Origin of the sequence: Actinomyces howellii, assembly GCF_900637165.1 — a bacterium.
In the GTDB taxonomy this organism is placed as follows: domain Bacteria; phylum Actinomycetota; class Actinomycetes; order Actinomycetales; family Actinomycetaceae; genus Actinomyces; species Actinomyces howellii.
This window is the reverse complement of sequence record NZ_LR134350.1, coordinates 2,704,524-2,728,937: the sequence shown is the minus strand read 5'-3', so window position 1 is coordinate 2,728,937 and position 24,414 is coordinate 2,704,524. Positions and strand designations below refer to the sequence as shown.

Below are 24,414 nucleotides of genomic sequence, written 5' to 3'. Positions count from 1 at the left end.
AAGTGTCGGCCCCCTTCAGTTCTTGAGCAGGTTCTCGTCGTCGACGGAGGTCGACCTGCGGGTGCGGAAGATGGACACGACGATGCTCAGCCCCACGACGACCTCGGCGGCGGCCACCACCATGACGAAGAAGGCGAAGAGCTGGCCGGTCAGGTCCCCGTGGAGCCGGGAGAAGCTGACGAGGGCGAGGTTGACCGAGTTGAGCATGAGCTCGACGCCCATGAGCTCGATGATGGCGTTGCGCCGCAGGAGCACCGTGAGCGCCCCGATGCTGAACAGGACGACGGCGAGGACGACGTAGGCGGTCACGGGGACGGTCACTTCTTGTCCTCCTTGTCCTGGTTGCCCGGGTTGCCCGGGCTGCCCGGGTCACGTGGCGCGTCCTGTGCCTCGGCCTCCTGCTCGCGGGCCGCGCGGGGGTCGTCCTCGGCGTCCTCGGGGTCCTCAGCGCCCGAGGGCTCCGAGGGCTCCACGGCCAGGGGCTGGAGGACGACGGGCGCCGGGGCACCGGGCATCGAGGCCATGCCGGAACGGCCCACGACGGCCTCGTTGCGCGAGGCGAGGGTCCCGGCACGCTGGGCGCGCCCGGTCTCCGGGGAGACCTCTGCGACCTCCAGGGCGTCCCCGCGCGCCCGCAGGACGCGCGGGACGGACTCCTCGACCGCCCGTCCCGAGGCGTCCAGGGCGGGGGCCGAGGCGGCGTTCGTCGCGGCGTAGACCCCCGGCATCGGCTTCTGCCCGGGGTGCAGGCCACGGGCCGCGTAGGCGCGCATCTTGGCCTGGGCGGTCCTGCGCTGGTTGGCGGCGGGGCGGATGCGCTCCCGGTGGGTCAGGCTCAGCGCACCGACGGCCGCCACCACGAGCAGGATGCCGGTCAGCTCCATGACGACGACGTGGCTGCCGAAGAGCACCTCGGCCAGCGTCTGGGGGGTCGCGTCGTCGCCGGCCTGGAGCCCGGCGGCCTCGGGGAAGGCGGTGGTCACGACGACCGACACGAGGACCGCGGCGAGCCCGGCACCCAGGAGGACGACGAGCCACTTGTTGGCCGGGGAGCCGGTGGCGCTGACCGGCTCGTCGCCGCCCAGCCCCACCATCATGACGACGAACAGGACGAGGGTCATGACGGCGCCGGTGTAGACGACCACCTGCGTGATCCCCAGGAAGGGCGCCTCGGAGGCGACGTAGAGGACCGCCAGGCAGATCATGATCGCGATCATGTTGACCGCGGCGCTCACGGCCCGCTTGGCGGTGAGCAGGCCCAGGGCGCAGCCGACCGTCACCACGGCGATGACCCCGAACAGGATCGTCTCGCCGGTGGAGACCTCGCCTGAACCGGTCAGGGCAAGGGGTGCGTGCAGGACGGGCATCAGTGGACGACCTCCTTGGACAGGGCCGGGGCAGGGACCGGAGCCGCGTCGGCCAGCGAGGGGTCGTCGGGGCGGTGCGAGCGCACCCAGTCGACCTGGGCCTGGGTGGGGCCGGTGACCGCTCCGCGGTAGTAGTCGGCGTCCTCGGTCCCCTCGACCATGGGGTGCGGGGTCGCGAGCGCGCCGTCGGGCAGCGGGGCGAGCAGGTCCTGCTTGTCGTAGATGAGGCCGGTGCGCGTCGGGCCGACCAGCTCGTCGATCTCGTGGGTCATCGTCAGGGCGCGTGTCGGGCAGGCCTCGATGCACAGGCCGCAGAAGATGCACCGCAGGTAGTTGATCTGGTAGACGCGCCCGTAGCGCTCCCCGGGCGAGTACTGCTCCCCCGGGGCGTTGGAGGCGGCCTCGACGTAGATGGCGTCAGCGGGGCAGGCCCAGGCGCACAGCTCGCAGCCGATGCACTTCTCCAGGCCGTCGTCGTACCGGTTGAGCTGGTGACGCCCGTGGTAGCGGGGCATGAGCACCGCCGGCTCGAAGGGGTAGAGCTCGGTGACCGTGGGTCGGAACATCGAGGAGATCGTCACGCCGTAGCCGGCCACGGGGGCGAAGACGCGGCCCAGGGTGCCCGGCGCGTCGCGCAGCCACCGGTTGTGGTCGGACCGCCCCGTGCGGGGGGCGTCGGTGTGCTCAGTCATCGTTGTCCTCCTGGGCGCCGCTGGCGGGGGTGTCGGCCTCGGGCCGTGTCGTCGTGGAGTCGGCGGTGCCGGCCCCGGTGGAGTGGATCGTGAGCGAGGCGGCGATGTCCGCGACGACCGAGGGGACGGCAGCCGGGACGGCCGAGGGGTCATCTGCCAGCCGGAGGCTGAGCGAGGAGGCCTCGTCGGAGGCGTCGGCGGCGGGCTCCGGGACCGGCTCGGCGCGCCTGGCGCGCGGCGAGGGGGGCAGCTTCTGACCGGGCAGCGGCGGGACCGGGAAGCCACCGGCGAGAAGGTCGGCGCCCTCCCCCGGCGCGATGACCTCGTCACCGGCGTCACCGGCGTCACCGGCGTCACCGGCGTCACCGGCCAGGCCCTCACCCCACTCGGCATCCTCCGTCTCCTCGGGCACGCCGTCGGCCTCCTCCTCGGGCGCCGCGGGGGCGAGGAAGAGGATGAGCATGGCCACGAGGAAGATCGCCGCCAGGACGAGCAGGAGGCCCTGGGTGGACCCGTCGGTGAAGCTCCGGTAGGCCTGGACGAGCGCGACGAGGACGAACCAGGCCAGCGAGACGGGGATGAGGACCTTCCAGCCCAGCTTCATGAAGTGGTCGTAGCGGATGCGCACGAGCGTGCCGCGCGTCCAGATCATGAAGAACATGACGGCCCAGACCTTGAGGACGAACCACAGCAGCGGCCACCACCCCGAGTTCGCCCCGTCCCAGAAGGAGGCCAGGACGAAGGAGCGCCAGCCCCCCAGGAAGAGGGTGACGCACACCGCCGAGACGTTGAACATGTTGATGTACTCGGCCAGGAAGTACCAGGCGAACTTCATCGAGGAGTACTCGACCATGTGCCCCGCGACGAGCTCGCCCTCGGCCTCAGGCAGGTCGAAGGGCAGGCGGTTGACTTCTCCGATCATCGACACGACGTAGATGAGGAGGCTGGGGACCATGGCCACGCCCCACCACAGGCGCTCCTGGGCCGAGACGATGCCTGAGGTCGACATGGTGCCCGAGGCCAGGAAGACGGTGAGCATCGACAGGCTCATCGCCAGCTCGTAGGAGATGACCTGGGCGGCGCTGCGCACGGCGCCCAGCAGCGGGTAGGTGGAGTGGCTCGACCAGCCGCCCAGGATGATGCCGTAGACGCCGAAGGCCGTCACCGCGAGGATGTAGAGGACTGCGACGGGGAAGTCGGCCAGCTGCAGCGGGGTGCGGTGCCCCAGGATGGAGACCTCAGGCCCGAAGGGGATGACCGCGTACACCATGAAGGCGCAGAAGGCCGCGATGACCGGCGCGAGGATGTAGATGAACCTCTCGGCGCCCTTGAGCCAGAAGTCCTCCTTGAGGATGAGCTTGCCCGCGTCGGCCACCGCCTGGAGCAGGCCCAGGGGGCCGTTGACGTTGGGTCCGCGGCGCACCTGCATCCTGGCCAGGCCGCGGCGCTCGACCCACAGGACCATGATGACGGACACGATGAGGAAGACGACGATGAAGACCGCCTTGATGACCGACAGCCACCAGGTCTCGGCAGAGAAGTCGGCGGTCACGCCTCCCGTGGCCGTCGGCTGCGCGACGGCGCGGACAAGGGCTGCGGTGGTCACAGGGACACCTCCGTGCTGGTCGGTGCGGGCAGCGAGATCCGGACCGGCGAGCCGTGCCCGGCGCCCAGGGTCTGGCGCACGGTCGACCCCGGGGAGCACTCCGGCAGCCACACGACGCCGTCGGCCACGCCCCCGATGGCGGCCGGCAGGGTGATCGTGCCGGTGTCGGTGGCCACCTCGACCTCCTGACCGGGGTCGAGAGCGAGGCGCTCGGCCAGGTCGGCGGCCACGCGGGCCACCGGGCGCAGTGCCGTGGCGGCCAGGAAGGGCTCACCGTCCTGGAGCCGGCCGTCGTCGAGCATCGGCTTGTGGGTGGCCAGGGCGGCCGCGAGGCCCACCGGAGCGGTCCCGGTCTCCCCCTGGTCCTGCCCGGCCTGGGCCTCCTGCTCGGTGAAGGCCACGGGGCCGCGCGCCCCGGACCACAGTCCGAGCTCGGCGATCTGGGCGTGCAGGACGGCGAGGTCCTCGGACTCGAGGTCGGTACCCATCTCCGCGGCCAGCGCGCCCAGGACCTGGCGGTCGGTGCGGGCCCGCGAGACGTGTGCCTGGCCGAAGGGGCGCACCCGCCCCTCCCAGTTGACGAAGGTGCCGTTCTTCTCCACCGGAGGCGCCACGGGCAGCACGACGTCGGCGTGCTCGCTCACCTCCGTGCGGCGCACCTCGAGCTGGACGGTGAAGGCCGAGGAGGCCAGCGCGGTGCGCGCCAGGCCCGGGTCGGGGAAGTCGCGCAGGTCGACGCCGCCGATCACCAGGCCGCCGAGCTCACCGTCGGCCAGGGCCGTCAGGATCGCCGTCGTGTCGCGGCCGGGCCGCTCCGGCAGGGGCCGGTTGGCGTTGAGCTGTCCGGTTCCGGCCCGCCAGGACCGCGCCACCTCGGCCCTGGCCCGGTCGTCGGCGACGGGCCGTCCGCCAGGCAGGAGGAAGGGCAGGGCGCCGGCCTCGATGCCGCCGCGCTCCCCGGCGCGGCGCGGAACCCAGGCCAGCCGGGCTCCCGTGGCGGTGGCCAGGGCGTCGACGACCGACAGGAGCCCGGGCACGGCGGCGGCGCGCTCCCCGACGAGGATCGTCGCACCCGGCCGGGACAGGCCCTCGACGATCCCCGGGTGGGTCCGTGACAGCAGCGCCACGGCGCGGGCCTCCTGGCCGGGGGCCGTCAGGACGGTCGTCGCACCGAGCTTGCGGGACCCGAAGGTGGCGGCTGCGGTCACGGTGGCCACCTCGGCGCCCCCGGCCTGGACGGCCTTGCGCAGGCGCAGGAAGAGGGAGCCGCACTCGTCCTCGGGCTCCAGGGCGACGAGAAGCACCTGGCCCGCCTGCTCCAGGGAGCGGTAGGTCACCCGCCCCAGGCCGGTGCCGGCCACCCGGGCGGCGAGGAAGGTGTCCTCCTCGGGGCTGTGGTCACGCACCCGCTGGTCGATGTCGTTCGTGCCCAGGACGGTGCGGGCGAATCGCGACCAGGCCCAGGCGTCCTCGAGGGTGAGGCGGGCCCCGGGCAGGAGGCCGACCCCGCGCTCAGCGGCCTCGGCCAGGCCCGTGGCCGCCACGTCGAGGGCGTCCGACCAGCTCGTGGGCACGAGCTGGCCCTCCTCGTCGCGCACGAGCGGGACGGTGAGCCTGTCGGCCTGGGAGGACCAGGTGAAGGCGAAGCGGTCCTTGTCGGTGATCCACTCCTCGTTGACCTCGGGGTCCTCACCGGCGAGCCGGCGCAGCACGACGCCGCGGCGCATGTCGACGCGCAGGGCCGAGCCTGAGGCGTCGTGCTCGGTGACCGAGTCGGTGGACACGAGGTCCATGGGCCGGGCGCGGAAGCGGTACCGGGCGCTGGTGAGCGCGCCGACCGGGCAGATCTGGATGATGTTGCCCGAGAAGTAGGAGGCGAAGGGCCTCCCGGAGACGTCGAGCTCCTCGCCGGCCCCGGGCGCTGCGGCGCTCGCGTACCCGTCGAGGACCCCCGGCTCGCCGCCGGGACCGGCCAGCTCCTCGCTGGCCAGGAGGCCGGCCTCGCCGCGGATGGTGCGCCGGTCCTCGTCGTGGTGGGGGTCGTGGAAGTCGAGGACCGAGGCGTCGAAGCGGCCGATCTGCTCGGAGTACAGCCCCGGCGTGATCTCCCCGCCCACGTGCCCGGCGCCGCGCCCCTGGAGGGCGATGAACGGGTCACCGGCGACCTGGTCGGCGAAGCGGACGCAGCGCTGGCACAGGATGCACCGGTCGCGGTCAAGCAGGACGTTGCTCGTCAGCCGCAGGGGCTTGGGGAAGGCCCGCTTGACGTCGGTGAAGCGCGTGGCCGACTGGGCGCCGGAGGCCATGAGCTCGAGGGCCTGGTTCTGCAGGGGGCACTCCCCGCCCTTGTCGCACACCGGGCAGTCGAGGGGGTGGTTGATGAGGAGGAACTCCATCGTGCCGGCCTGGGCCTTGGCCGCCACCTCGCTCGTGGCCTGGGTGGCCACCTCCATGCCGTCGGTCACGGTCATGGCGCAGGCGGGCTGGGGCTTGGGCATGGGCCGCACGACGCCGTCGCGCCCGGGCATGGCCACCTCGACGAGGCACTGGCGGCAGTTGGCCGAGGGGGCCAGGAGCGGGTGGTCGCAGAAGCGCGGGATGCGCACCCCGGCTCGCTCGGCGGCGCGGATGATGAGGGTGCCGGGGGCGACCTCGACCTCCATCCCGTCGATGGAGAGGTGGACCGTGTCAGTCATGTGTCACCGTGCGCTTTCAACGAGTGCGGAGGCCGCGTAGGGGAAGAGCTCGCGGGCGGGGGTCGTGCAGCCGGCCTCGAACTCCGAGCGGAAGCGCGCGATGCCCGAGAGCACCGGCGTGGCGGCGGCGTCGCCCAGGGCGCAGAAGGAGCGTCCGGCGATGTTGGAGGCGATGTCCTCGAGCTTGTCGACGTCACCCGGCAGGCCCCGCCCCTGCTCGAGGCGCGCCATGATCTGACGCATCCAGTAGGTGCCCTCGCGGCAGGGCGTGCACTTGCCGCAGGACTCGTGCTGGTAGAACTCGGTCCACCTGGCCACGACGCGCACCACCGAGACGGTCTCGTCGAAGACCTGGAGCGCGCGGGTGCCCAGCATCGAGCCGGCGCCCGCCACCGACTCGTAGTCGAGCGGGACGTCGAGCTCCTCGGGGCCGAAGATCGGGGTCGAGGAGCCTCCGGGGACCCAGAACTTGAGCCGGTGACCGGGCCGGATCCCCCCGGCCAGGTCGATGAGCTCGCGCATCGTGATCCCGAAGGGCGCCTCGAACTGGCCGGGCCGGGACACGTGCCCCGACAGCGAGAAGATCCCGTGCCCCTTGGAGCGCTCGGTGCCCATCGAGGCGTACCACTGCACGCCCCGGGCCAGGATCGCCGGCACCTGGGCGATGGTCTCGACGTTGTTGACCACGGTGGGACGGGCGTACAGACCGGCCACCGCCGGGAAGGGCGGCTTGAGGCGGGGGTGCCCGCGGCGTCCCTCGAGGGAGTCGAGCAGGGCGGTCTCCTCGCCGCAGATGTAGGCCCCGGCGCCGGCGTGGGCGGTGATCCGCAGGGGCTGGTCCCCGTCGAGGCCGAAGCCGGTGTCAAGCAGCCCCGCCTCGGTGGCCTCGCGCACCGCGTGCAGCAGGCGCCGGTAGACGTGGGGGACCTCGCCGCGCAGGTAGACGAAGGCGTGGTCGCAGCCGATGGCCCGGCTCGTGATCGCGATGCCCTCGACGAGGGCCTGGGGGTTGGACAGGATCGTGGGGATGTCCTTGCAGGTGCCGGGCTCGGACTCGTCGGCGTTGACGACGAGGTAGCGCGGGCCGCCGTCGGCGGGAGGCAGGAAGGACCACTTGAGTCCGGCGGGGAAGCCGGCCCCTCCCCGGCCCCGCAGGCCGGAGTCCTTGACCAGGGCGACGAGCTCGTCGGGGCTCAGGGTCTTGGCGCGTGCCAGGCCCTCGTAGCCGCCGTGCTCCCGGTAGGCAGCCAGGGTCCACGAGTCCTCGACGTCCCACAGGTCGGTGACGACGGGTGTCAGCCGGCCGGGCGCGCTCAGCGCGGGGGCCTCGGGCTCGGGGGCGGTGGGCTTGTCGGCGCTCACTTCGTCTCCTCCTGCGCGCATGCCGTGGATCCGGGTCCCGCGGGCTCGGCCTGCGGGTGCGCCTGGGACGGGGCCAGGACCTCGGGCGCGGCCCAGCCGTGCTCGCGGGCCAGGCGCAGGCCGCGCAGCGTCGGGGCACCGGGGCCCGCCCCCTCCTGGACCCGACCGTCCTCGAATCCCGCGAGCAGCCTGGCGTTCTCGCGGAAGGTCGGCACCGTCTCGGGGCCGCGGGTGGGCACGACGTCCTCCCCCCGCTCCAGACGGCGCACGAGGTCGACGGCGCTGTCGGGGGTCTGGTTGTCGAAGAACTCCCAGTTGACCATGACGACGGGGGCGTAGTCGCAGGCCGCGTTGCACTCGACGCGCTCGAGGCTGATCGTCCCGTCCTCGCTCGTCTCGTCGCTGCCCAGGCCGGTGTGCTCCGAGACGGCCGACCAGATCTCGTCCCCGCCCATGACGGCGCACAGGGCGTTGGTGCACACCCCCACGTGGTAGGTGCCCGCGGGGTGCCTGCGGAACTGGCTGTAGAAGGTCGCCACCGCGCTGACCTCGGAGGGGTTGAGGCCGAGCCGGGCGGCGCACAGGGCGATACCCGCCGGTGAGACGTAGCCGTCGACCGACTGCACGAGGTGGAGCATGGGGATGAGTGCGCTGCGCTCCTGGCCCTGGGGGTAGCGGGCGATGATCTGGTCGATGTCGGCCTCGAGGCGCTGGGCGACCTCGGGGCTGTAGCCGGTTGCGTTCGTGCTCATCAGCGGTCCACGCCTCCCAGGACGGGGTCGATGGAGGCCAGGGTGGGCACGAGGTCGGCGATCATGCCGCCCTCCCCCATCATGGCCAGCGACTGCAGGTTGGAGTAGGAGGGGTCGCGGAAGTGGACCCGGTAGGGGCGGGTGCCGCCGTCGGACACGGCGTGGACGCCCATGACGCCCTTGGCGTGCTCGATGGTCTGGTAGACCTGACCGGCGGGGACGTGGAAGCCCTGGGTCACCAGCTTGAAGTGGCTGATGAGGGACTCCATCGAGGTCCCCATGATCTGGCGGACGTGCTCGAGGGACTGGCCCTGGCCGTCGGTGGCGATGGCCATCCGGGCGGGCCAGGCGATCGTGGGGTCGGCGACCATCGTCGTGTTGGAGGGGTCGGAGCCTCGTGCGCTGACCTCCTCGAGGCGCTCGACGGCCTGGGAGACGATCTTGAGGGACTGGAAGCACTCGTCGAAGCGCAGCAGGAGCCGAGTGTAGCAGTCCGAGGAGGTGTAGACCGGCACGTCGAAGCTGTAGGTCTCGTAGTCGCAGTACGGCCTGGTCTTGCGCAGGTCGAGCGGGTAGCCGGCGGCGCGCAGGCAGGGGCCGGTCAGCCCCATGGCCATCGCCCCGGCCAGCGAGATCTCGCCCACCCCGATGAAGCGGGACTTGAGCAGCGGGTTCTCCACGAGGAGGGCCTCGAGCTCGCCGAGGTCCTTCTTGATCTCGGGCATGATCGAGCGCACGAAGTCGGTGAAGCCCTCGGGGATGTCCTGCGCGAGCCCGCCGGGGCGGATGTAGGCGTGGTTCATGCGCAGCCCGGAGACCATCTCGAAGGCGCGCAGGATGTGCTCGCGCAGCCGGAAGGAGATCGTCATGAGGGTCGTGCCGCCCATCTCGTTGCCCCCGGTGCCGATGGCCACGGCGTGGCTGGCGATCCGGTTGAGCTCCATGAGCAGGACGCGGGCGACGGTGGCCTTCTCGGGGACCTCCTCGGTGATGCCGAGCAGCTTCTCGACCGCCAGGGCGTAGCCGACCTCCTGGAAGAAGGGGGCGACGTAGTCCATCCGGGTCACGAAGGTCTCGCCCTGGACCCAGGTGCGGTACTCCATGTTCTTCTCGATGCCGGTGTGGAGGTACCCGGTGCCCACCCGCACCTCGGTGACCCGCTCGCCGTCGATCTCCAGGACCAGTCGCAGCACGCCGTGCGTCGAGGGGTGGACCGGCCCCATGTTGACCACGATGCGGTCGTGCTCGAGGCGGTCGGCCTCGTCCCGGGCGGCGATGCGGGCGACCACCTCGTCCCAGTCCCCGCCGTGGGCGGTGAACTGCTCGGCGCCGTCGGCCAGCGCGTCGGTGGCCGGGCCTGCGGCCGCGAAGGCCGCGTTCGTGCTCGCGGTGCTCATCAGCGGTACGACCTCCGGGAGTCGGCGGGGGCGGTCGAGGCGCCCCGGTACTCGACGGGGATGCCGCCGAGGGGGTAGTCCTTGCGCTGGGGGTGGCCCACCCAGTCGTCGGGCATGGCCGAGCGGGTGAGGTGGGGGTGCCCGTCGAAGACGATGCCCATGAGGTCCCACGCCTCCCTCTCGTGCCAGTCGTCGCCGGGGTAGACCGACACGATCGAGGGGACGTGCGGGTCGGACTCGGGGCAGGTGACCTCCAGGCGGATGGCGCGCGAGCCGTGGGTCAGGGACAGGAACTCGAAGCAGGCGTGGAGCTCGCGCCCGACGTCGCCGGGGTAGTGCACCCCGGTCACCCCCAGGCACAGCTCGAAGCGCAGGTCCTGGTCGTCCCGCAGGGGCCGCACGACGTCGAGCAGGTGCTCGCGGGTGATGAACAGGGTGAGCTGCTCGTGCTCGACGACGACCTTCTCGATGGCTCGGGCCGGGTCGACACCGGCCTCGGTGAGGTCCTCGATGAGCGCGTCGACGGCGTCGTCGAACCAGGAGCCGTAGGGACGCACGGCGGCCGGGGCGAGGGCGACCACGCTCGTCGTCCCCCCGTAGCCGGTGGTGTCGCCGGAGTCCGGGGCGCCGAAGTGGCCGGTGTGGGCGGAGACGACCTCGAGGCGCAGCTCGGGTCGCACGGGCTGGCCGGCGACCTCGGGCACGGCCGGCACGGCGAGCTCGGCCGCCTCGGTGGGGGCGCCGTCCTCGGCGGTGTTCTCACTCATGCGAGCAGGCCCTTCATCTCGGAGGTGGGTGTGGCGGCCAGGGCCGCGGCCTCGACGGCGCGCGCGATCTCCTCGCGGTGGGCGAGCACGGGACGCTTCTCGATCTGACGGGTCAGCTCGAGCATGGCGTTGATGAGCATCTCGGGCCGCGGCGGGCAGCCGGGCAGGTAGATGTCCACCGGCACGACGTGGTCGCAGCCCTGGACGATGGCGTAGTTGTTGAAGATGCCCCCGCTCGAGGCGCAGGCCCCCATGGAGATGACCCACTTGGGCTCGGGCATCGAGTCGTAGACGTTGCGCACGATCGGGGCCATCTTGTGGGACAGGCGGCCCGAGACGATCATGACGTCGGCGTGTCGCGGGGAGGCCCGGAAGACCTCCCAGCCGAATCGCGCCATGTCGAAGCGGGGGGTGCCCGCGGCCATCATCTCGATGGCGCAGCAGGCCAGGCCCATCGTGACCGGCCACAGGGAGCGGGCCTGGGCCAGGCCGGTGAGGCGCTCGACGCTCGTGAGCAGGAACCCCGGGCTGTCGACCGCCGCGGCGGCCTGGGCGTAGGGGTCGTCCCTCTTGGAGGGGATGCCCCGCATCTTCTCGTTGTAGTCGTTCATGTTCATGGCCGTCGTGCCCTCCGTGTCCTGGGTGTACCCGATGTCCTGCTCACTGGTGCCTCAGTCCCAGTCCAGTCCGCCGCGGCGCCACTCCAGGACGTAGGGCACCGTGATGAGGGCGATGAAGACGAGCGCCGCGCCCAGCCCGAACATGCCGAGGCGGGCGAAGGCCGTGGCCCACGGGTAGAGGAAGACCACCTCGACGTCGAAGATGATGAAGGTCATTCCCACGAGGTAGAAGGCGACGGGGAAGCGCCCCTTGTCCGGGTGCGCCGGGGTGGGGTCGATGCCGCACTCGTAGGCGGCGACCTTGACCCGGTTGCGCCGGTTGGGGCTGATGATCGCGGACAGGCCGAGTCCGCCGATGGCCACGAGGAAGGCCAGCGCCGCCATGATGAGCAAGGAGACGTAGGGGTTCATGCTGCCGGCACCATTCTTGTGAGGGTCTGGATGAGGTGGTCGGCGGCGTCGCCGCCGCGGCGCTCCCAGCCGTCGGACAGGAGCTTGGTGACGAGCCGCATGAGGTGCTTGCGCCCCAGCCCGTGCCGAGTGCACAGGCGCATGACCTCGGGGTGCTCGATGAGGGAGACGAAGACGCGCCCCAGGGTGTAGTAGCCACCCAGCTCGGCGCGCAGGGCGAGGGGGTACTGGGCCAGGGCCTGCTCGCGCCCGGCCGCTGTCGAGCGGGCCGAGGCCTGGGCGACGGACTCGGCGGCCAGGCGCCCGGACATGAGCGCCTGGGCGATGCCCTCGCCGTTGAAGGGCGAGACCATGCCGCCGGCGTCGCCCAGGAGCATGAGGCCCTCGGCGTAGTGGGGCTTGCGGTTGAAGGCCATGGGCAGCGCGGCGGAGGCCAGGCGGCCCACCTGGTTGTCCGGGGTCAGGCCCCAGGAGGGGGGCACGGCGGCCATCCAGCGACCGAAGACCGCCTTGTAGTCGATCCGGGCGCCCGCCCGGCTCCCGGCCCCTGAGGACAACCGTGAGGACGACCGAGAGGACACTGAGCCGAGCCCGACGTTGACGAGCCCGTCGCCCACCGGCCACAGCCATCCGTAGCCGGGCAGGAGGTCGGAGCGCCCGGGCGGGCCGTCCCACAGCTCGAGGCGGGACTCCATCCAGGCGTCGTCGGCCCGCGGGGAGCGGAAGTAGGCGCGCACGGCCACCCCCAGGGGCCTCGCGGAGTCCCGGAGCCGGCCCGCGGCGGTGGCCAGGCGGGCGGAGACCCCGCCTGCGTCGATGACCACCGGCGCGGTCACGGTGGTCGGCGAGGTCAGGCAGGGGTGGGCGGCACGGGCGGAGGGACGCGCCTCGACCCCGACGACGCGCCCTGAGCGGGTCGTCACCGGTGCCGTGACGCTCACCCCGGTGAGCAGTCGCGCGCCGGCCTTGGCGGCGTGCTCGGCCAGGTCCCGGTCGAGCTCGGCGCGCCGCCTGGCCAGTCCGTAGGAGGGCAGGGTCGGGGTCTCGGGCCACGGGACGTGAAGGAGGTGGCCTCCCCCGACCACCCGCAGACCGGTGTTGCGCTGCCACGACGAGGTGTCGACCCCCATGCGGACGAGCTCGCGCACGGCCGAGGGCGTCAGACCGTCTCCGCAGACCTTGTCCCGTCCCAGCTCCTGACGCTCGAGGACGACGACGTCGAGGCCGAGGACGGCCAGGTGGTAGGCGGCCGAGGCTCCCGCGGGCCCCGCCCCGACGACGATAACGTCCGCCGTCTCGACCCGACGCCCCTGGGAGGCCGTGGACAGAGGAGCCAGCGGAGCCGGCGGAGCCACCGGAGCGTCCGGTGCCGCCGTCGCTGCGGAGGCGGGGGCGGTGCTGCGCGCCACGAGGCTGCCTCCTTGTCTGCGTCGTCCGCGTCGTGCGTCGGGGCCGGTGAGATCCGGTCGCTGGCCGGGACCGAGGTCCCCCTCGGGCGCGGAGGACCGTCACCGACTCTACCGAGGCACGCCGCCTGTCCTGCCGAGGCGCTCGGGATCCAGCGTTTTCTGCACGATTGCACCGGCGCCCCGTCAACCGAGGCCCGCAGCTCCCAGGGAGGCCGCCCCGATTTTAGGCCTTCTGTCATGACGTATTTCTGTCCTCTGTGCGGCGTCCGCGCACGGGCCGCGGTCCGCGGTCCTCGCCCGGCGGCCCGGGTCTGCGATGATCGGGCCATGAGCCGAGCAACCCTCCTCAAGGACCCGCGGGAGGTTGCGGGCATGTTCGACGCGGTCGCGCACCGCTATGACCTGACCAATGACGTCATGAGCCTGTGGCAGGTCCGGATGTGGCGCGCCGTGACGCGCTCGGCGGTCGGTGCGCGCCCCGGCACGAGGGTGCTCGACCTGGCGGCCGGCACCGGAACCTCGGCGGTCGAGTACGCCGCCGACGGCGCGCAGGTCGTGGCCTGCGACTTCTCCACCGGGATGGTCGCCCAGGGCAAGCGGCGCCACCCGGAGATCGACTTCGTGGCGGGTGACGCCACGGCCCTGCCCTTCGCCGACGCCACCTTCGACGTCACGACGATCTCCTACGGCCTGCGCAACGTCCAGGACGCTCCCCGGGCCCTGCGCGAGATGGCGCGGGTGACCAGGCCGGGCGGACGGATCGTCATCGCCGAGTTCTCCACCCCCACCTCCGCGGTCTTCTCACGCCTCTACCGGTTCTACCTCGGCACGGCGCTGCCCGCCGCCGCGCGCCTCGTGTCCTCGAACACCGAGGCCTACGACTACCTCGCCGAGTCGATCCTGGCCTGGCCCGACCAGGAGGGGCTGGCCGCGCTCATGCACGAGGCCGGGTGGCGCGCCGTGGCCTACAAGAACCTCTCGGGGGGCATCGTGGCCGTGCACCGCGGCACGAGGCCGGCGGCACGCTGAGGTGGCCGCCTGCCTGAGCCTGGCGGCCCGCGACCTGCTGGAGCGCCCTCCCCGGCTCACCTTCACCACGACCGAGCTGACCGGCGCCCCGTGGGCGGCCCCGGGGCCGCCGCTGTCCCTGCTGGCGGGCCGCGACGACGTCGTGGCGTGGGTGCGCCACGGTCAGGGCCTCGTGGGCTGGGACCCCGTCCTGAGGATCGAGGCGACAGGGCCGGGACGCATCGAGGAGCTGCGTGCGGCGTGGCGGGCGGTCGTGCACGCCTCGTGGTGGTCCGACCCGCTCGTGCGCCCGGGCACCGGTCCCGTGGCCCTCGGGGCGATCACCTTCTCACCGTCCTCCTCGGAGCGCTCGGTGCTCCTGGTCCCCGGGGTGCTCGTCGGGCGCGACGCCCGGGGCTCCTGGGTGACGACGGTGCGCGCCCGCGGCCAGGACCCTGACGGGGGGCTCGACCTCCGCGCGCTCACCGCAGCCGCCGCGGCGAGCCGGGGCGTCCCGCAGGCTCCCGGGGCGCGTGTCACGCCGGGAGCCCGGAGCGAGGCGTCCTGGCGCGCGGCGGTGGCGCAGGCCAGCGCCCGGCTGCGCGCGGGTGAGGCGGACAAGGTCGTCCTGGCCCGTGACGTCACGGCCGTGCCGAGGGCCACGGGGACGACGGGCGACCTGCTCGGGCGACTGGCCGCGGCCTACCCCTCGTGCTGGACCTTCGCCGCTGACGGCATGGTCGGCGCCACACCGGAGCTCCTCGTGCGTCTGCGTGATCGACGGCTGTCGAGCCGGGTGCTGGCGGGAACCGCGCGCCGTCGGCGGGCGGGAGGCGACCAGCCGGCCGACGAGCCCTCCGCGCTGGCGGCGTGGCTGGAGGCCGACCCGAAGAACAACCGGGAGCACGCCCTCGCCCGCGCCTCGGCCCTGAGCTCCCTGGAACCGCTGTGCTCGGTGGTCGAGGCCCCCGAGCGCTTCGTGCTCACGCTCCCCAACGTGCTGCACCTGGCCAGCGACATCTCCGGTGTCGTCGCCGGCGACACCGGGGCGCTGGCCCTCGTCGGCGCCCTGCACCCGACGGCGGCGGTCTGCGGCACCCCGACCCCTGCTGCGGCCCGCCTCATCGACGAGCTCGAGGGCATGGACCGGGGCCGGTACTCCGGGCCCGTGGGCTGGGTGGACTGGCACGGGGAGGGCGAGTGGTGCATCGCCCTGCGTGCCGCTCAGCTGGCCGAGGGCGGCAGGACCGGCACCGGCCCGCAGGCACCCGTCCGCGTCCTGGGCGGAGGCGGGATCATGCCGAGCTCCGACCCCGCCGACGAGCTGGCGGAGACGGCGGCGAAGATGCGCCCGGTGCTCGACGCGCTCGGGGCGCCCTGACCCGTCCTGCCCGGTCCTGACCCGTCCTTACCCGTCCTTGCGCTCCGACAGGGTGACGGGAACCTCCATCTCCTCGCCGTCGCGGATGATCGTCAGGGTCACCTCGTCACCGGCGGAGTACTGCCGCACGAAGCCGATGAGGGCGGCGGACTGGTTCGTCGACTTGCCGTCGATGGCGGTGATGACGTCCCCCTCCTTGATCCCGGCCTCCTGCGCGGGCGAGTCGGTCTCAACCGTCGTGACCTCAGCCCCGGCCCGGGTCACGCCGCCGGCGGTGGCCCCGCCGTTGCTCGTGCCCACACCGAGGAAGGCGTGGGTGGCGGTGCCGGACTCGATGAGCTGGTCGGCGACCTTGGTCGCCAGGTTCGCGGGGATGGCGAAGCCGATGCCGATCGAGCCGCTCGTCTCCGAGGTCGACGCGATCGAGCTCGTGATCCCGATCACCGCACCGGTCTCGTCGAAGAGCGGACCGCCGGAGTTCCCGGGGTTGACGGCCGCGTCGATCTGGATCGCGTTGGTGTAGACCTCGGTCGTCGTCGTCTGGCTCTGACCGAGCAGACCGCCCAGGGAGTCGGGCAGCCCCGAGGAGTCGCCCTCCTCGGACTGCTCCTCCTGGGTGGTCACGACAGGACGGTCGAGCGCCGAGATGATCCCCGTCGTCGCGGTCGACGACAGGCCCAGGGGGTTGCCGATCGCCAGGACGTCCTGCCCGGTCACCAGGGTGCTCGAGTCCCCGAAACGGGCGACCGTCAGGTCGTCGGGGGCGTCGACCAGCTCGATGACCGCCAGGTCCGTGGCCGGGTCGGTGCCGGTCAGCCTGGCCTCGTAGATGCGACCGTCCGCCAGGGAGACCTGGAGCTGGGTCGCCCCGGACACGACGTGGTTGTTCGTGATGATGTGCCCCGAGGAGTCGTAGATGACGCCCGAGCCCACGCCGGTGCCGTTGGCGGTGGCCACGGTGATCGACACGACCGCGTTCGACACCGCCGCCGTGACGGCCTCCCAGTCGGGGGTCGTGCCGGTGGAGGTCACCGTCTGCGTCGTCGGACCGGTGGCGATCGAGGTCGGGGCCGCCGTCGACGTCGTCGTCGTGGTCGGGTCGTCGTCGAGCAGCTGGGTGGCGCCCACCGCGCCCCCGGTGGCGAGCAGCGCCGTCGCCAGGGAGATCGCGACGACACCGCCCCATCCCGGCCCTCGGCGCGCGGGGCGCGAGGAGGTGCCGGAGGCCGGCTGGACGGGCAGGGGCCCAGCGGACGGGACAGGGGCACCGGGCTGAGAGGCGGGGCCCTGGGGGGCCGCCCCGGGGGCGGAGTAGGAGGAGGGCCCGGGGGCGGGGTAGGAGGACGGGGAGGCGTAGGCGGGACGCGCCTCCGGGGCCTCACCGGGGGCGGAGTAGGCGGTGGGCGCCGAGTACCCGGCCGGGGTCTGAGGCGCGGTGCCGTAGGGGGCGGAGGCCGGCGGGGCGAAGCGTGCGTCGCCCTGGGGCGCCGGACCGGCCTGCTGCCCCTCGGGCAGGCGGGCGGTGTCCTCCGGGCCGGGGGCCTGCGCGGGGCCGGGGGCCTGCGCGGGGCCGGGAGCCTGCGCGGGGCTGGAGGCCCGGCTCTCCCCGTCCTGGGGCTGTGCGGGCCCGCCGGGGACCGACGGCTCTCCGTAACCGGGATACTCGTCGTTCGTCGTCATAGGTCTCCTCCTCGGCTCATGGGCCCACGTGCCAGTCTGGCACACCCAACACCGGCGGCCTGGGGCAACACCAGTACCCGACTGGGTCTCACCTGTGAATCCTCACCCCTCCGACGGGCGCGGCGCCAGCGTCAACGCGGCTCGTCGCGTCACACCGACGCGATCCCGCTCACCCCGCTAGCCCATCAGCCCCGGTAGCGCCGCCCCTCCGGTCCCCGAGCCTGACGTGGACGACACTCAGCCCGCTGACCGGGGCGGCGAGCACCCGCCGGAGCCCGGCGAGGTCCTCGGGGCTGTGGACGGTGGCGCCCAGCGCCCTGGCCAACGCGTCGACCCTCGGGGTCTGCGGTGTCGTGAAGAGGCGGTCGAACCGGTGCGCTCCGGGAACCCCCGCGTACTCCAGCGTCGCGAAGATGGCGCCTCCGGCGTCGTCGAGGACGATGACCTGGAGGTCCGGCTCGGTCTCGTGGATCCCGCGTCCCAGACTCATCGCGTCGTGGAGGAAGGTGAGGTCACCGACGACGGCGCGCACGGGTGCGCCGACCCCCAGGGCCACACCCGTGGCCGTGGCCAGCGTCCCGTCGATGCCGGCCAGCCCGCGGTTGGCGACGGCACGCGGGGCCGGCAGCCGCGGGGCGGCCAGGGCGGCCAGCCTGTCGAGGCGACGCACGGTCATCGACGACCCCAGCACGAGCACCGCGGGCAGCCCGTCGGGCTCCGTGTCCCCGGCAGGGTCCCCGGTCGTGTCCCCGGTCGTGTCCCCGAGCGGTCCCGCACCGGCCTCCAGCGCAGCCTCCCAGACCGCCTGGACGACGGCGTCGGCGCTCAGCGGCCCTGAGCCGTGGTCCGGCCCGGGGCGGTCGACCTCAGGGGTCAACGGGTCCAGCCCGGCCACGGCCTCGTGCCACTGCCGGACCCAGTCGGAGTCGGCCCCGACGGCCTCAATGCTCCGCGCCACGAGGACCGCTGCCTGCTCGTACCCGGACCGGACGGCCGCCCGGGGGTCGAGGGCGACGACGCGCGCGGTGCCGGCGAGGTCGGTGAAACGGGCCCGGTCGGCCAGGACGTCGATGCGCAGGTCGGTGCGCGCCAGCAGCGCGCTCACGCTCCGGGTGAGGCTGGGGTGACCCAGGACGAGGACCCTGTCGGCAAGGCCGAGGAGTCGCGCGCCCTGGGGCGTGCCGAGCAGCTCGGCGTACCGGGTCAGCGCCATGACGCCCCCGCGTGCGCCCGAGGTCGGCTCAGCCAGGAGGGGCCAGGACAGGTGCTCGGCCAGGGCCCGGCCAAGACGCCCGACAACCGGGTCCGGGCAGTCACCGACGACGACGACGCCGCGCTGCCCCGGATCGCAGGAGCGCACGGGGCTCGGGTCGTGCCCCACCGACGGGGGCGGGCTGGTGCGAGCGATCCGGGCGCTCAGCGCCCCCGGGTCGCCGAGCCGGGGTCCAGGCCGGGCCGCCAGGTCCGCGACGACCTCGGGGGCCGGGGACCGTGCGGGCGCCGGGGCCAGGGGCGGGCGCAGACGGAGGTTGAGGTGGGCCGGGCCGGGGTCCCGGCTCAGGGCGCCGCTGGCGGCCAGGACGACGCGGCGCACCTGCCCGCTCAGGGCGGCGGCGCCGGAGGCGTCCCCGACCGGGGGGAGCCCGATGAGGTCGGCCGAGAGGTCGACGGCCAGGCGCGGGGCCGTCCCGAACAGGCCCACCTGCTCAGTGGTCTGGTTGGCGCCGGTGCCCACGAGCTCGTGGGGCCTGTCGGCCGAGATGACGAGCAACGGCACCCCTGCGGCGTCGGCCTCAAGGACCGCGGGGTGGAGGTTAGCGACGGCGCTGCCCGAGGTCGTGGCCACGACCACGGGGCTGACCGGGGCGCCCTGGGCGGCCAGGAGGTGGGCGCGGGCGATGCCCAGGGCCGTGAACCCGGCCGAGCGCTCGTCGAGGACGAGGCGCAGGCCCAGCTCACCGCGGTCCTGCGCCTCGGCCAGGGCGTAGGCCAGCGGAGCACTGCGCGACCCCGGGGACAGGACCGCCTCACGCACCCCGGCCGCGACGAGTGCCGCGACGACCGTCCGGGCGGCGACGAGGGAGGGGGCGTCATGCGACCCGCGCGCCAGGTCCTGCGGGTCCCCGACGGCCTGCGACTCGCCAGCCCCGCTCACAGCGGCAGTCCCGCCACCGCCGTCGCAGGCCCCCACGCCTCGCGCTCCCTGCGGGCGGTCAGCGCGGCCACGAGGTGGGACAGTCGCACCTGCCAGTGCCCGGTCACCTCGGCGTCCGCCAGGGTCGAGCCGAGCAGCGCCTTGGAGACGTGGGCCGGCTTGACCTCGAGGGTCCCGCGCACCGGCGCGACGCTGGGGACCGCGACGTCCCGGGTGAGCATGGAGACCGTCCCCAGGCCGCAGGCGTGGTTGAGGTCGGGCAGGGCGGCCGCCAGGGCGGCGCCCGCAGCGATGCCCACGGAGGTGTCAAGGGCCGAGGACACGACAGCCGGCAGCCCAAGGCGCTCGGCCAGCTCCAGCGCCCGGTGGACCCCTCCCAGGGGCGCGACCTTGAGCACGGCGATGTCGGCGGCCTCGAGGCGGGCCACGGCCAGGGGGTCCTCGGACAGGCGGATGGACTCGTCGGCGGCGATGGGCACGTCGACGACGCGGCGCAGCGCCGCCATGTCCTCGACGGAGGCGCAGGGCTGCTCGACGTACTCCAGGCCCTTGGCGGCCGCGTTGAGCAGGGGCACGTTGGCCCGCGCGGTCTCCAGGTCCCAGGCGCCGTTGACGTCGATGCGGATGCGACCCGAGGGTCCCAGGGCGTCGCGCACGGCGGCGAGGCGGTGGAGGTCGTCCGCCAGGGCCGTGCCGCGCACGGTGCGGCTCGAACCGACCTTGACCTTGGCGGTCGTGGCGCCCGATGACAGGACAAGGGCGTGGGCGCTGACCTCGTCGACCTCGGGGACGGTCACGTTGACGGGGACGGTGTCCCGGTGACGCGGCAGGTCGTCGTGCCCGCGCACAGCCGAGTCCAGGGCGCTGGCCAGCCACGGCGCCGCCTCCTCGGGGCCGTAGTCCCAGAACGGAGCGACCTCCCCCCACCCGCCCGGTCCGTGGAGGAGGACGCCGTCGCGGCGGGTGATGCCTCTGAACCTCGTCGTCAAGTCCACGTCCCACACGACGGCCCTGTCGACGCCGTCAAGGATCCCCGCGCGATCTGAGGCGTGGAGGGCCAGGAGGTCGATCTCGCCGCGGATGCTCTTGGCATCGAAGGTGTGCTCTAGGAAGTGGCTTGTCACGGAACCAGGATAGCCATCCGCGTCGGCGCTCAGATTGCAGTACGGCCACCCTTCGGTGACGCCCCGGACACCCCGCCGGCGGGTCGCCCGGAAGCCCGGGCCGCGAGACGGGCCGCGGCACGACCCACCGGCGCGCCACGGGCCGTGCGACGGCTCAGGGCGGGGATCAGGCCGGGGCTCAGGCCGGGACTCACCGTGTCACGGGCCGTCCCCGAGCCTCGTCCGCGGAGGCTGCCCCACCGCCTACCCTGGAGGCCATGAGCCTGGCCACCGCGTACCCGCTGCCCGCACGGGTCTCCGAGATCTTCGACCCGTCGCGCTGGCGCGCCGTCGAGGGATTCGACGACCTCACCGACGTCACCTACCACCGCGGCTGCCTGCGCGACGGCTCCGGGGCGTGGGTGCGGGACCTGCCGGTGACCCGGGTCGCCATCAACCGCCCCGAGCTGCGCAACGCCTTCCGGCCGCGCACGGTTGACGAGCTCTACCGCGCCCTCGACCACGCCCGCATGAGCGGGGACGTCGGTGCGGTCGTGCTCACCGGCAACGGTCCGAGTCCCAAGGACGGCGGATGGGGATTCTGCTCCGGCGGCGACCAGCGGGTCCGGGCCGCTGACGGATACCGTTACGAGCGCGACGACGAGCCCGACGACGAGCCCGACGACGAGCCCGGGCAGCCGCACGAGGACGACGCACCGGACCGGCATGACGCCGAGGTCGCCGCGCGGCGCGCACGCATCGACGCCGCGCGCGCCGGACGCCTCCACATCCTGGAGGTCCAGCGGCTCATCCGCACGATGCCCAAGGTCGTCATCGCCGCGGTGAGCGGCTGGGCCGCCGGCGGGGGGCACTCCCTCAACGTCGTGTGCGACCTGTCGGTGGCCAGCATCGAGCACGCGCGCTTCAAGCAGACCGACGCCGACGTCGGTTCCTTCGACGCCGGCTACGGCTCGGCGCTCCTGGCCCGGCAGGTCGGGGACAAGCGCGCCCGTGAGATCTTCTTCCTGGCCCGGGAGTACTCGGCCCGTGACGCCGAGCGCTGGGGGGTGGTCAACGAGGCCGTCCCGCACGCCGAGCTCGAGGAGCGCGCCCTGGAGTACGCGGCCGTCGTGGCCGGCAAGTCCCCCCAGGCGATCCGGATGCTCAAGCTGGCCTTCAACCTCGCCGACGACGGGCTGGCGGGTCAGCAGGTCTTCGCCGGGGAGGCCACCCGGCTGGCCTACATGACGGCCGAGGCCGCTGAGGGCCGCGACGCCTTCCTCGAGCGCCGGCCACCGGACTGGTCACCCTTCCCCTACTACTTCTGACTGCTTCCCACCTCTTCTGGCGCCTTCTGGTTCCTTCTGGTTCCTTCTGACCGGCGCCTGGCGGGCACCCGGCCCGTTGCGGACCCGCGTCTGAGGTGCTGCCGCGCGGCGGCGCTTCGGCCCCTGCTTGTCACGACATGGGGCCCGGCGCTGGACCGTCGTCCGGCTCCGTGACAACCTTGGGGCACCCGAGTCGAGGCACCTCCAGGACGGTACCCGACCGCTCCCACCCCCTGGAGGCAGCACCATGACCCAGTGGCTCACCCAGCACCTCGTCACGACCGACCCGGCCCGCCGCCGGGTCACAGTGGCGGCCGTCGTCGGACTCATCGCGGGAGTCTTCTCCGCCATCGTCAAGTTCGGCTGGGAGGTGCCCTTTCCGCCGCGCACGCCCGGGCTGCGCTCGGAGACCAACCCGCCCCAGGCGATGCTCGAGTGGTTCGGCATGAGCCCTGAGACCTCGCACACGATGGTGACGTTCTCCAACAACGAGCTGCCGATCATGTCCTTCATCGTGCACTTCAGCTTCGGGATCGTCTTCGGCCTGCTCTACTGCGTCGCCGCGGAGTACTGCCCCCGGATCAAGCTCTGGCAGGGCGCCGTCTTCGGCGTCGCCGTCTACGTCGGCGCCCACGTCGTCGTCATGCCGCTGCTGGGCTGGGCACCCAACCCCTTCCCGTGGGTCGAGGGCGCCCAGACCTGGTCCGAGCACTTCTCCGAGTTCTTCGGCCACATCGTGTGGATGTGGAGCATCGAGATCGTGCGCCGCGACCTGCGCAACCGCATCACCCACGAGCCCGACGCCGAGGTGCCCCTGCCCGACGCCTCCCGCTGAGTGCCGCCGGGCAGGGGCGCGACGCCTCAGTCCTCGGTTCAGTCCTCGGTTCAGTCCTCGCTGGTGTTGAGGGTCTGGACCTCGGCGACCGGGATGTTGACCGTGCTCGAGGTCGTGGCCGACCCCAGGTCGCCGCTGGCCCCGTCGGTGGCCGTGAAGGTCACGTCGTAGGAGGCCGACACGCTCAACGGCGTCGTCCCGCCCAGGTGGGCCGAGGAGCGGGTGAACACGACCGTGCAGTCCGTCCCCGAGGCCCCCTGGGACCACGGGATGCCGAAGCCCGTGCAGTCGACCTCAGCGTCCGGGGCCGACAGGTCCAGGCCACCAGCCACCGCCGTCACCGTCGCCGACACCGACCCCGCCGTGGCCGTGGCCGTCACCTGGGCCGGGGTGTCGCCTGTGGCCCACACCCACGTGTACCACCCCACCAGCGTCGCACCAGAGTCCCCCAGCGTCGGGTTGTAGCCGATCTGCGGGTTCGGGATCGTCACCACGTCCCACGCCGCCTGCGCCAGCGTCCGCCCGTCAATCATCGGGGCAGGCGGAGCCGACCCCGCAGGCACGTACACCGGCGGGTTGTTGAACACGTAGGCCAAAGCCTTCCCGGCGAAGTAAGCGCGCTCAGCGTCCGGGACGCGCTCAGACCAGCACCTCGGGAAGTACCAGAACCCGTCGTCCTCATTAGCGTAGGCCGGATAGTTCGGATACTTCGCGAGCCGATAGTCAGGCGCTACCCCCGAACCATCCGGAGCCGGAGGCGGCGTCTCGTTCGGCTCCCCCAGCCGCTCAGCCATCTGCCTGCCGCTCAGACCCTGTTGGTACCCGCAGACCGGAAGAACCGTCGCGCCCACCGTCGTCGTCGACCCGCCTCCACCGGAGGATCCGCCGCGTGCCGACGAGAAGCTGACGGTCACCGTGATGTCGACCCCACCGGCCGCTGCCGGGCCGACTGATCCCCCGGAGTCTGAACGCTCCTCGGCAGCACCCCGGACTGCAGGCAGCACCACGAGCGAGCCCGCCATGACCGATGCAAGCAGCACCCGACCAGCGCGCCACCGACGACATCTCCGCCTCGTTCCACCGTTCATACTGAACACTCATTCCTCGATACGTCACGCTCTCCTGAGACCCGCCACCCGTCGGCCGTGCGCTCCAAGGACAGGGCGTACTCGAACCTCCCCTGGATATCAGGGCTCGTCACGTCCTGCCCGGAGGCGTCGTAGTCCCGCATGTCACCCCGGTCAGAACACACGATGACATCAGCGGTCTCCGGCACCACCTGGTCGTAAACCTGCACCTCCGTGACGGCGGTACGCACCTGCCCCTCGAGGTACCGTCCAGGCTCGAGCGCCGTGTACTGCCCCTCGATATAGGCACGGACGGCCTCGGTCATGACCTCCTCGGCGCCCTCCATGCCTGCCCCTGTGCCGGCAGGGGTCAACCACAGGCGCCACGTGAACCGGCTGTACGCCGCATAGGCCTGGACGATCTCGGCCTGGGTGGCGTCCATCCCCTCCGGCACCGAGGTCACCGTGTACCCCAGCTCCTCATCAGACAGCGACTCCGGCGTTACCTGCGCAGGATCCACCGACCCCGAGGCCGACGCCGAGGCCAGGGCCGAGGCGCTCGCTGAGGCCGCGGCCGAGGCCGCCGTCGCTGACACCGAGGACCTCGCCGTCGCCGATCCCTCCGAGGCACCCGAGCCCCCGGGGTCCGAGCAGGCCACCACCGACACCGCAGCGAGGGCCAGGACGGCGATCGTGCTCACGGCGCCCAGGCGCCGCCTCCTGCGCGGGAGCCGAGGACCCCTGTCCTCGGCTCCCGCGACGCGTCCACGTTCTGGAG

General features: G+C 73.1%; 21 protein-coding genes. 4 read left to right on the top strand and 17 right to left on the bottom strand.

Going from position 1 to position 24,414, the window contains the following annotated elements:
• Window positions 1-15: 15 nt before the first annotated feature.
• Genes nuoK through EL245_RS11340 form a run of 12 tightly spaced genes read right to left on the bottom strand, consistent with a single transcriptional unit; the run spans window position 16 to window position 12,998 of the window.
• Window positions 16-321 carry an NADH-quinone oxidoreductase subunit NuoK gene (gene nuoK, locus EL245_RS11395; protein WP_126383247.1) on the bottom strand — a complete coding sequence of 102 codons (306 nt, stop codon included), beginning with the start codon at window positions 319-321 and terminating at the stop codon, window positions 16-18.
• Window positions 318-1,367: an NADH-quinone oxidoreductase subunit J gene (locus tag EL245_RS11390; RefSeq protein ID WP_126383245.1), complete on the bottom strand. Its 1,050-nt coding sequence runs from the start codon at window positions 1,365-1,367 to the stop codon at window positions 318-320. Before EL245_RS11390 ends, nuoK begins: the two co-directional genes overlap by 4 nt.
• Entirely contained in the window at window positions 1,367-2,059 is a 693-nt protein-coding gene (nuoI, locus tag EL245_RS11385) for an NADH-quinone oxidoreductase subunit NuoI (RefSeq protein WP_126383244.1), read from the bottom strand. The genes EL245_RS11390 and nuoI overlap by 1 nt, the downstream gene beginning before the upstream one ends.
• Window positions 2,052-3,665 (bottom strand): NADH-quinone oxidoreductase subunit NuoH, encoded by a 1,614-nt coding sequence (nuoH, locus tag EL245_RS11380; protein ID WP_126383243.1) that lies wholly within the window; start codon window positions 3,663-3,665, stop codon window positions 2,052-2,054. The genes nuoI and nuoH overlap by 8 nt, the downstream gene beginning before the upstream one ends.
• On the bottom strand, window positions 3,662-6,361 hold the full coding sequence (locus EL245_RS11375; RefSeq protein WP_126383241.1) for an NADH-quinone oxidoreductase subunit G: 2,700 nt from the start codon (window positions 6,359-6,361) through the stop codon (window positions 3,662-3,664). Before EL245_RS11375 ends, nuoH begins: the two co-directional genes overlap by 4 nt.
• A 3-nt stretch (window positions 6,362-6,364) precedes the next feature.
• On the bottom strand, window positions 6,365-7,723 hold the full coding sequence (gene nuoF / locus EL245_RS11370; RefSeq protein ID WP_232009750.1) for an NADH-quinone oxidoreductase subunit NuoF: 1,359 nt from the start codon (window positions 7,721-7,723) through the stop codon (window positions 6,365-6,367).
• On the bottom strand, window positions 7,720-8,475 hold the full coding sequence (nuoE, locus tag EL245_RS11365; protein ID WP_126383237.1) for an NADH-quinone oxidoreductase subunit NuoE: 756 nt from the start codon (window positions 8,473-8,475) through the stop codon (window positions 7,720-7,722). The genes nuoF and nuoE overlap by 4 nt, the downstream gene beginning before the upstream one ends.
• Window positions 8,475-9,872 carry an NADH-quinone oxidoreductase subunit D gene (locus tag EL245_RS11360; RefSeq protein ID WP_126383235.1) on the bottom strand — a complete coding sequence of 466 codons (1,398 nt, stop codon included), beginning with the start codon at window positions 9,870-9,872 and terminating at the stop codon, window positions 8,475-8,477. Before EL245_RS11360 ends, nuoE begins: the two co-directional genes overlap by 1 nt.
• Window positions 9,872-10,639, bottom strand: a complete 768-nt coding sequence (locus tag EL245_RS11355) for an NADH-quinone oxidoreductase subunit C (RefSeq protein ID WP_126383233.1) — start codon at window positions 10,637-10,639, stop codon at window positions 9,872-9,874. Before EL245_RS11355 ends, EL245_RS11360 begins: the two co-directional genes overlap by 1 nt.
• Window positions 10,636-11,256 (bottom strand): NADH-quinone oxidoreductase subunit B, encoded by a 621-nt coding sequence (locus EL245_RS11350; protein WP_126383231.1) that lies wholly within the window; start codon window positions 11,254-11,256, stop codon window positions 10,636-10,638. The genes EL245_RS11355 and EL245_RS11350 overlap by 4 nt, the downstream gene beginning before the upstream one ends.
• Window positions 11,257-11,310: 54 nt before the next feature.
• Window positions 11,311-11,670, bottom strand: a complete 360-nt coding sequence (ndhC, locus tag EL245_RS11345) for an NADH-quinone oxidoreductase subunit A (protein ID WP_126383229.1) — start codon at window positions 11,668-11,670, stop codon at window positions 11,311-11,313.
• Window positions 11,667-12,998 (bottom strand): geranylgeranyl reductase family protein, encoded by a 1,332-nt coding sequence (locus tag EL245_RS11340; protein ID WP_126384460.1) that lies wholly within the window; start codon window positions 12,996-12,998, stop codon window positions 11,667-11,669. Before EL245_RS11340 ends, ndhC begins: the two co-directional genes overlap by 4 nt.
• A gap of 408 nt (window positions 12,999-13,406) precedes the next feature.
• Between EL245_RS11340 and EL245_RS11335 the strand changes: the two genes are divergently transcribed.
• On the top strand, window positions 13,407-14,108 hold the full coding sequence (locus tag EL245_RS11335; RefSeq protein ID WP_126383227.1) for a demethylmenaquinone methyltransferase: 702 nt from the start codon (window positions 13,407-13,409) through the stop codon (window positions 14,106-14,108).
• Window position 14,109: 1 nt separating this feature from the next.
• Window positions 14,110-15,468 (top strand): isochorismate synthase, encoded by a 1,359-nt coding sequence (locus EL245_RS11330; RefSeq protein ID WP_408608371.1) that lies wholly within the window; start codon window positions 14,110-14,112, stop codon window positions 15,466-15,468.
• 27 nt (window positions 15,469-15,495) lie between these two features.
• Here EL245_RS11330 and EL245_RS11325 read toward each other — a convergent pair whose 3' ends face one another.
• The 3 genes from EL245_RS11325 to EL245_RS11315 form a co-directional block, all read right to left on the bottom strand.
• Window positions 15,496-17,148 carry a trypsin-like peptidase domain-containing protein gene (locus EL245_RS11325; protein WP_126383225.1) on the bottom strand — a complete coding sequence of 551 codons (1,653 nt, stop codon included), beginning with the start codon at window positions 17,146-17,148 and terminating at the stop codon, window positions 15,496-15,498.
• Window positions 17,149-17,317: 169 nt separating this feature from the next.
• Window positions 17,318-19,303: a 2-succinyl-5-enolpyruvyl-6-hydroxy-3-cyclohexene-1-carboxylic-acid synthase gene (gene menD, locus EL245_RS11320; protein WP_232009749.1), complete on the bottom strand. Its 1,986-nt coding sequence runs from the start codon at window positions 19,301-19,303 to the stop codon at window positions 17,318-17,320.
• Window positions 19,300-20,427, bottom strand: coding sequence for an o-succinylbenzoate synthase (locus EL245_RS11315; protein ID WP_126383223.1), 1,128 nt, complete (start codon window positions 20,425-20,427; stop codon window positions 19,300-19,302). Before EL245_RS11315 ends, menD begins: the two co-directional genes overlap by 4 nt.
• A gap of 257 nt (window positions 20,428-20,684) precedes the next feature.
• Here EL245_RS11315 and EL245_RS11310 point away from each other — a divergent pair, with 257 nt between their 5' ends.
• Together EL245_RS11310 and EL245_RS11305 are read left to right on the top strand one after the other, a co-directional pair.
• Complete coding sequence (locus tag EL245_RS11310; protein ID WP_126383221.1) at window positions 20,685-21,734, top strand: 1,4-dihydroxy-2-naphthoyl-CoA synthase; 1,050 nt, start codon at window positions 20,685-20,687, stop codon at window positions 21,732-21,734.
• A 247-nt stretch (window positions 21,735-21,981) separates the two neighbouring features.
• Window positions 21,982-22,569 (top strand): YagU family protein, encoded by a 588-nt coding sequence (locus EL245_RS11305; RefSeq protein ID WP_126383219.1) that lies wholly within the window; start codon window positions 21,982-21,984, stop codon window positions 22,567-22,569.
• 50 nt (window positions 22,570-22,619) lie between these two features.
• On the opposite strand, the gene EL245_RS13280 is transcribed toward EL245_RS11305, so the two are convergent.
• Both EL245_RS13280 and EL245_RS11295 read right to left on the bottom strand, forming a co-directional pair.
• Entirely contained in the window at window positions 22,620-23,156 is a 537-nt protein-coding gene (locus tag EL245_RS13280; RefSeq protein ID WP_161512712.1) for a hypothetical protein, read from the bottom strand.
• Between the two features lie 497 nt (window positions 23,157-23,653).
• Window positions 23,654-24,337, bottom strand: a complete 684-nt coding sequence (locus EL245_RS11295; RefSeq protein ID WP_126383215.1) for a hypothetical protein — start codon at window positions 24,335-24,337, stop codon at window positions 23,654-23,656.
• Window positions 24,338-24,414: the final 77 nt, after the last annotated feature.

What these genes read in the sequence shown, in the direction of transcription:
- EL245_RS11335 (WP_126383227.1), top strand. Translation starts at nt 13,407, where the DNA reads ATGAGCCGAGCAACCCTCCTCAAGGACCCGCGGGAGGTTGCGGGCATG.
- EL245_RS11310 (WP_126383221.1), top strand. Translation starts at nt 20,685, where the DNA reads ATGAGCCTGGCCACCGCGTACCCGCTGCCCGCACGGGTCTCCGAGATC.
- EL245_RS11375 (WP_126383241.1), bottom strand. Translation starts at nt 6,361, where the DNA reads ATGACTGACACGGTCCACCTCTCCATCGACGGGATGGAGGTCGAGGTC.
- EL245_RS11355 (WP_126383233.1), bottom strand. Translation starts at nt 10,639, where the DNA reads ATGAGTGAGAACACCGCCGAGGACGGCGCCCCCACCGAGGCGGCCGAG.
- nuoE (WP_126383237.1), bottom strand. Translation starts at nt 8,475, where the DNA reads ATGAGCACGAACGCAACCGGCTACAGCCCCGAGGTCGCCCAGCGCCTC.
- EL245_RS11350 (WP_126383231.1), bottom strand. Translation starts at nt 11,256, where the DNA reads ATGAACATGAACGACTACAACGAGAAGATGCGGGGCATCCCCTCCAAG.
- nuoI (WP_126383244.1), bottom strand. Translation starts at nt 2,059, where the DNA reads ATGACTGAGCACACCGACGCCCCCCGCACGGGGCGGTCCGACCACAAC.
- EL245_RS11360 (WP_126383235.1), bottom strand. Translation starts at nt 9,872, where the DNA reads ATGAGCACCGCGAGCACGAACGCGGCCTTCGCGGCCGCAGGCCCGGCC.
- EL245_RS11325 (WP_126383225.1), bottom strand. Translation starts at nt 17,148, where the DNA reads ATGACGACGAACGACGAGTATCCCGGTTACGGAGAGCCGTCGGTCCCC.
- EL245_RS11390 (WP_126383245.1), bottom strand. Translation starts at nt 1,367, where the DNA reads ATGCCCGTCCTGCACGCACCCCTTGCCCTGACCGGTTCAGGCGAGGTC.
- EL245_RS11305 (WP_126383219.1), top strand. Translation starts at nt 21,982, where the DNA reads ATGACCCAGTGGCTCACCCAGCACCTCGTCACGACCGACCCGGCCCGC.
- ndhC (WP_126383229.1), bottom strand. Translation starts at nt 11,670, where the DNA reads ATGAACCCCTACGTCTCCTTGCTCATCATGGCGGCGCTGGCCTTCCTC.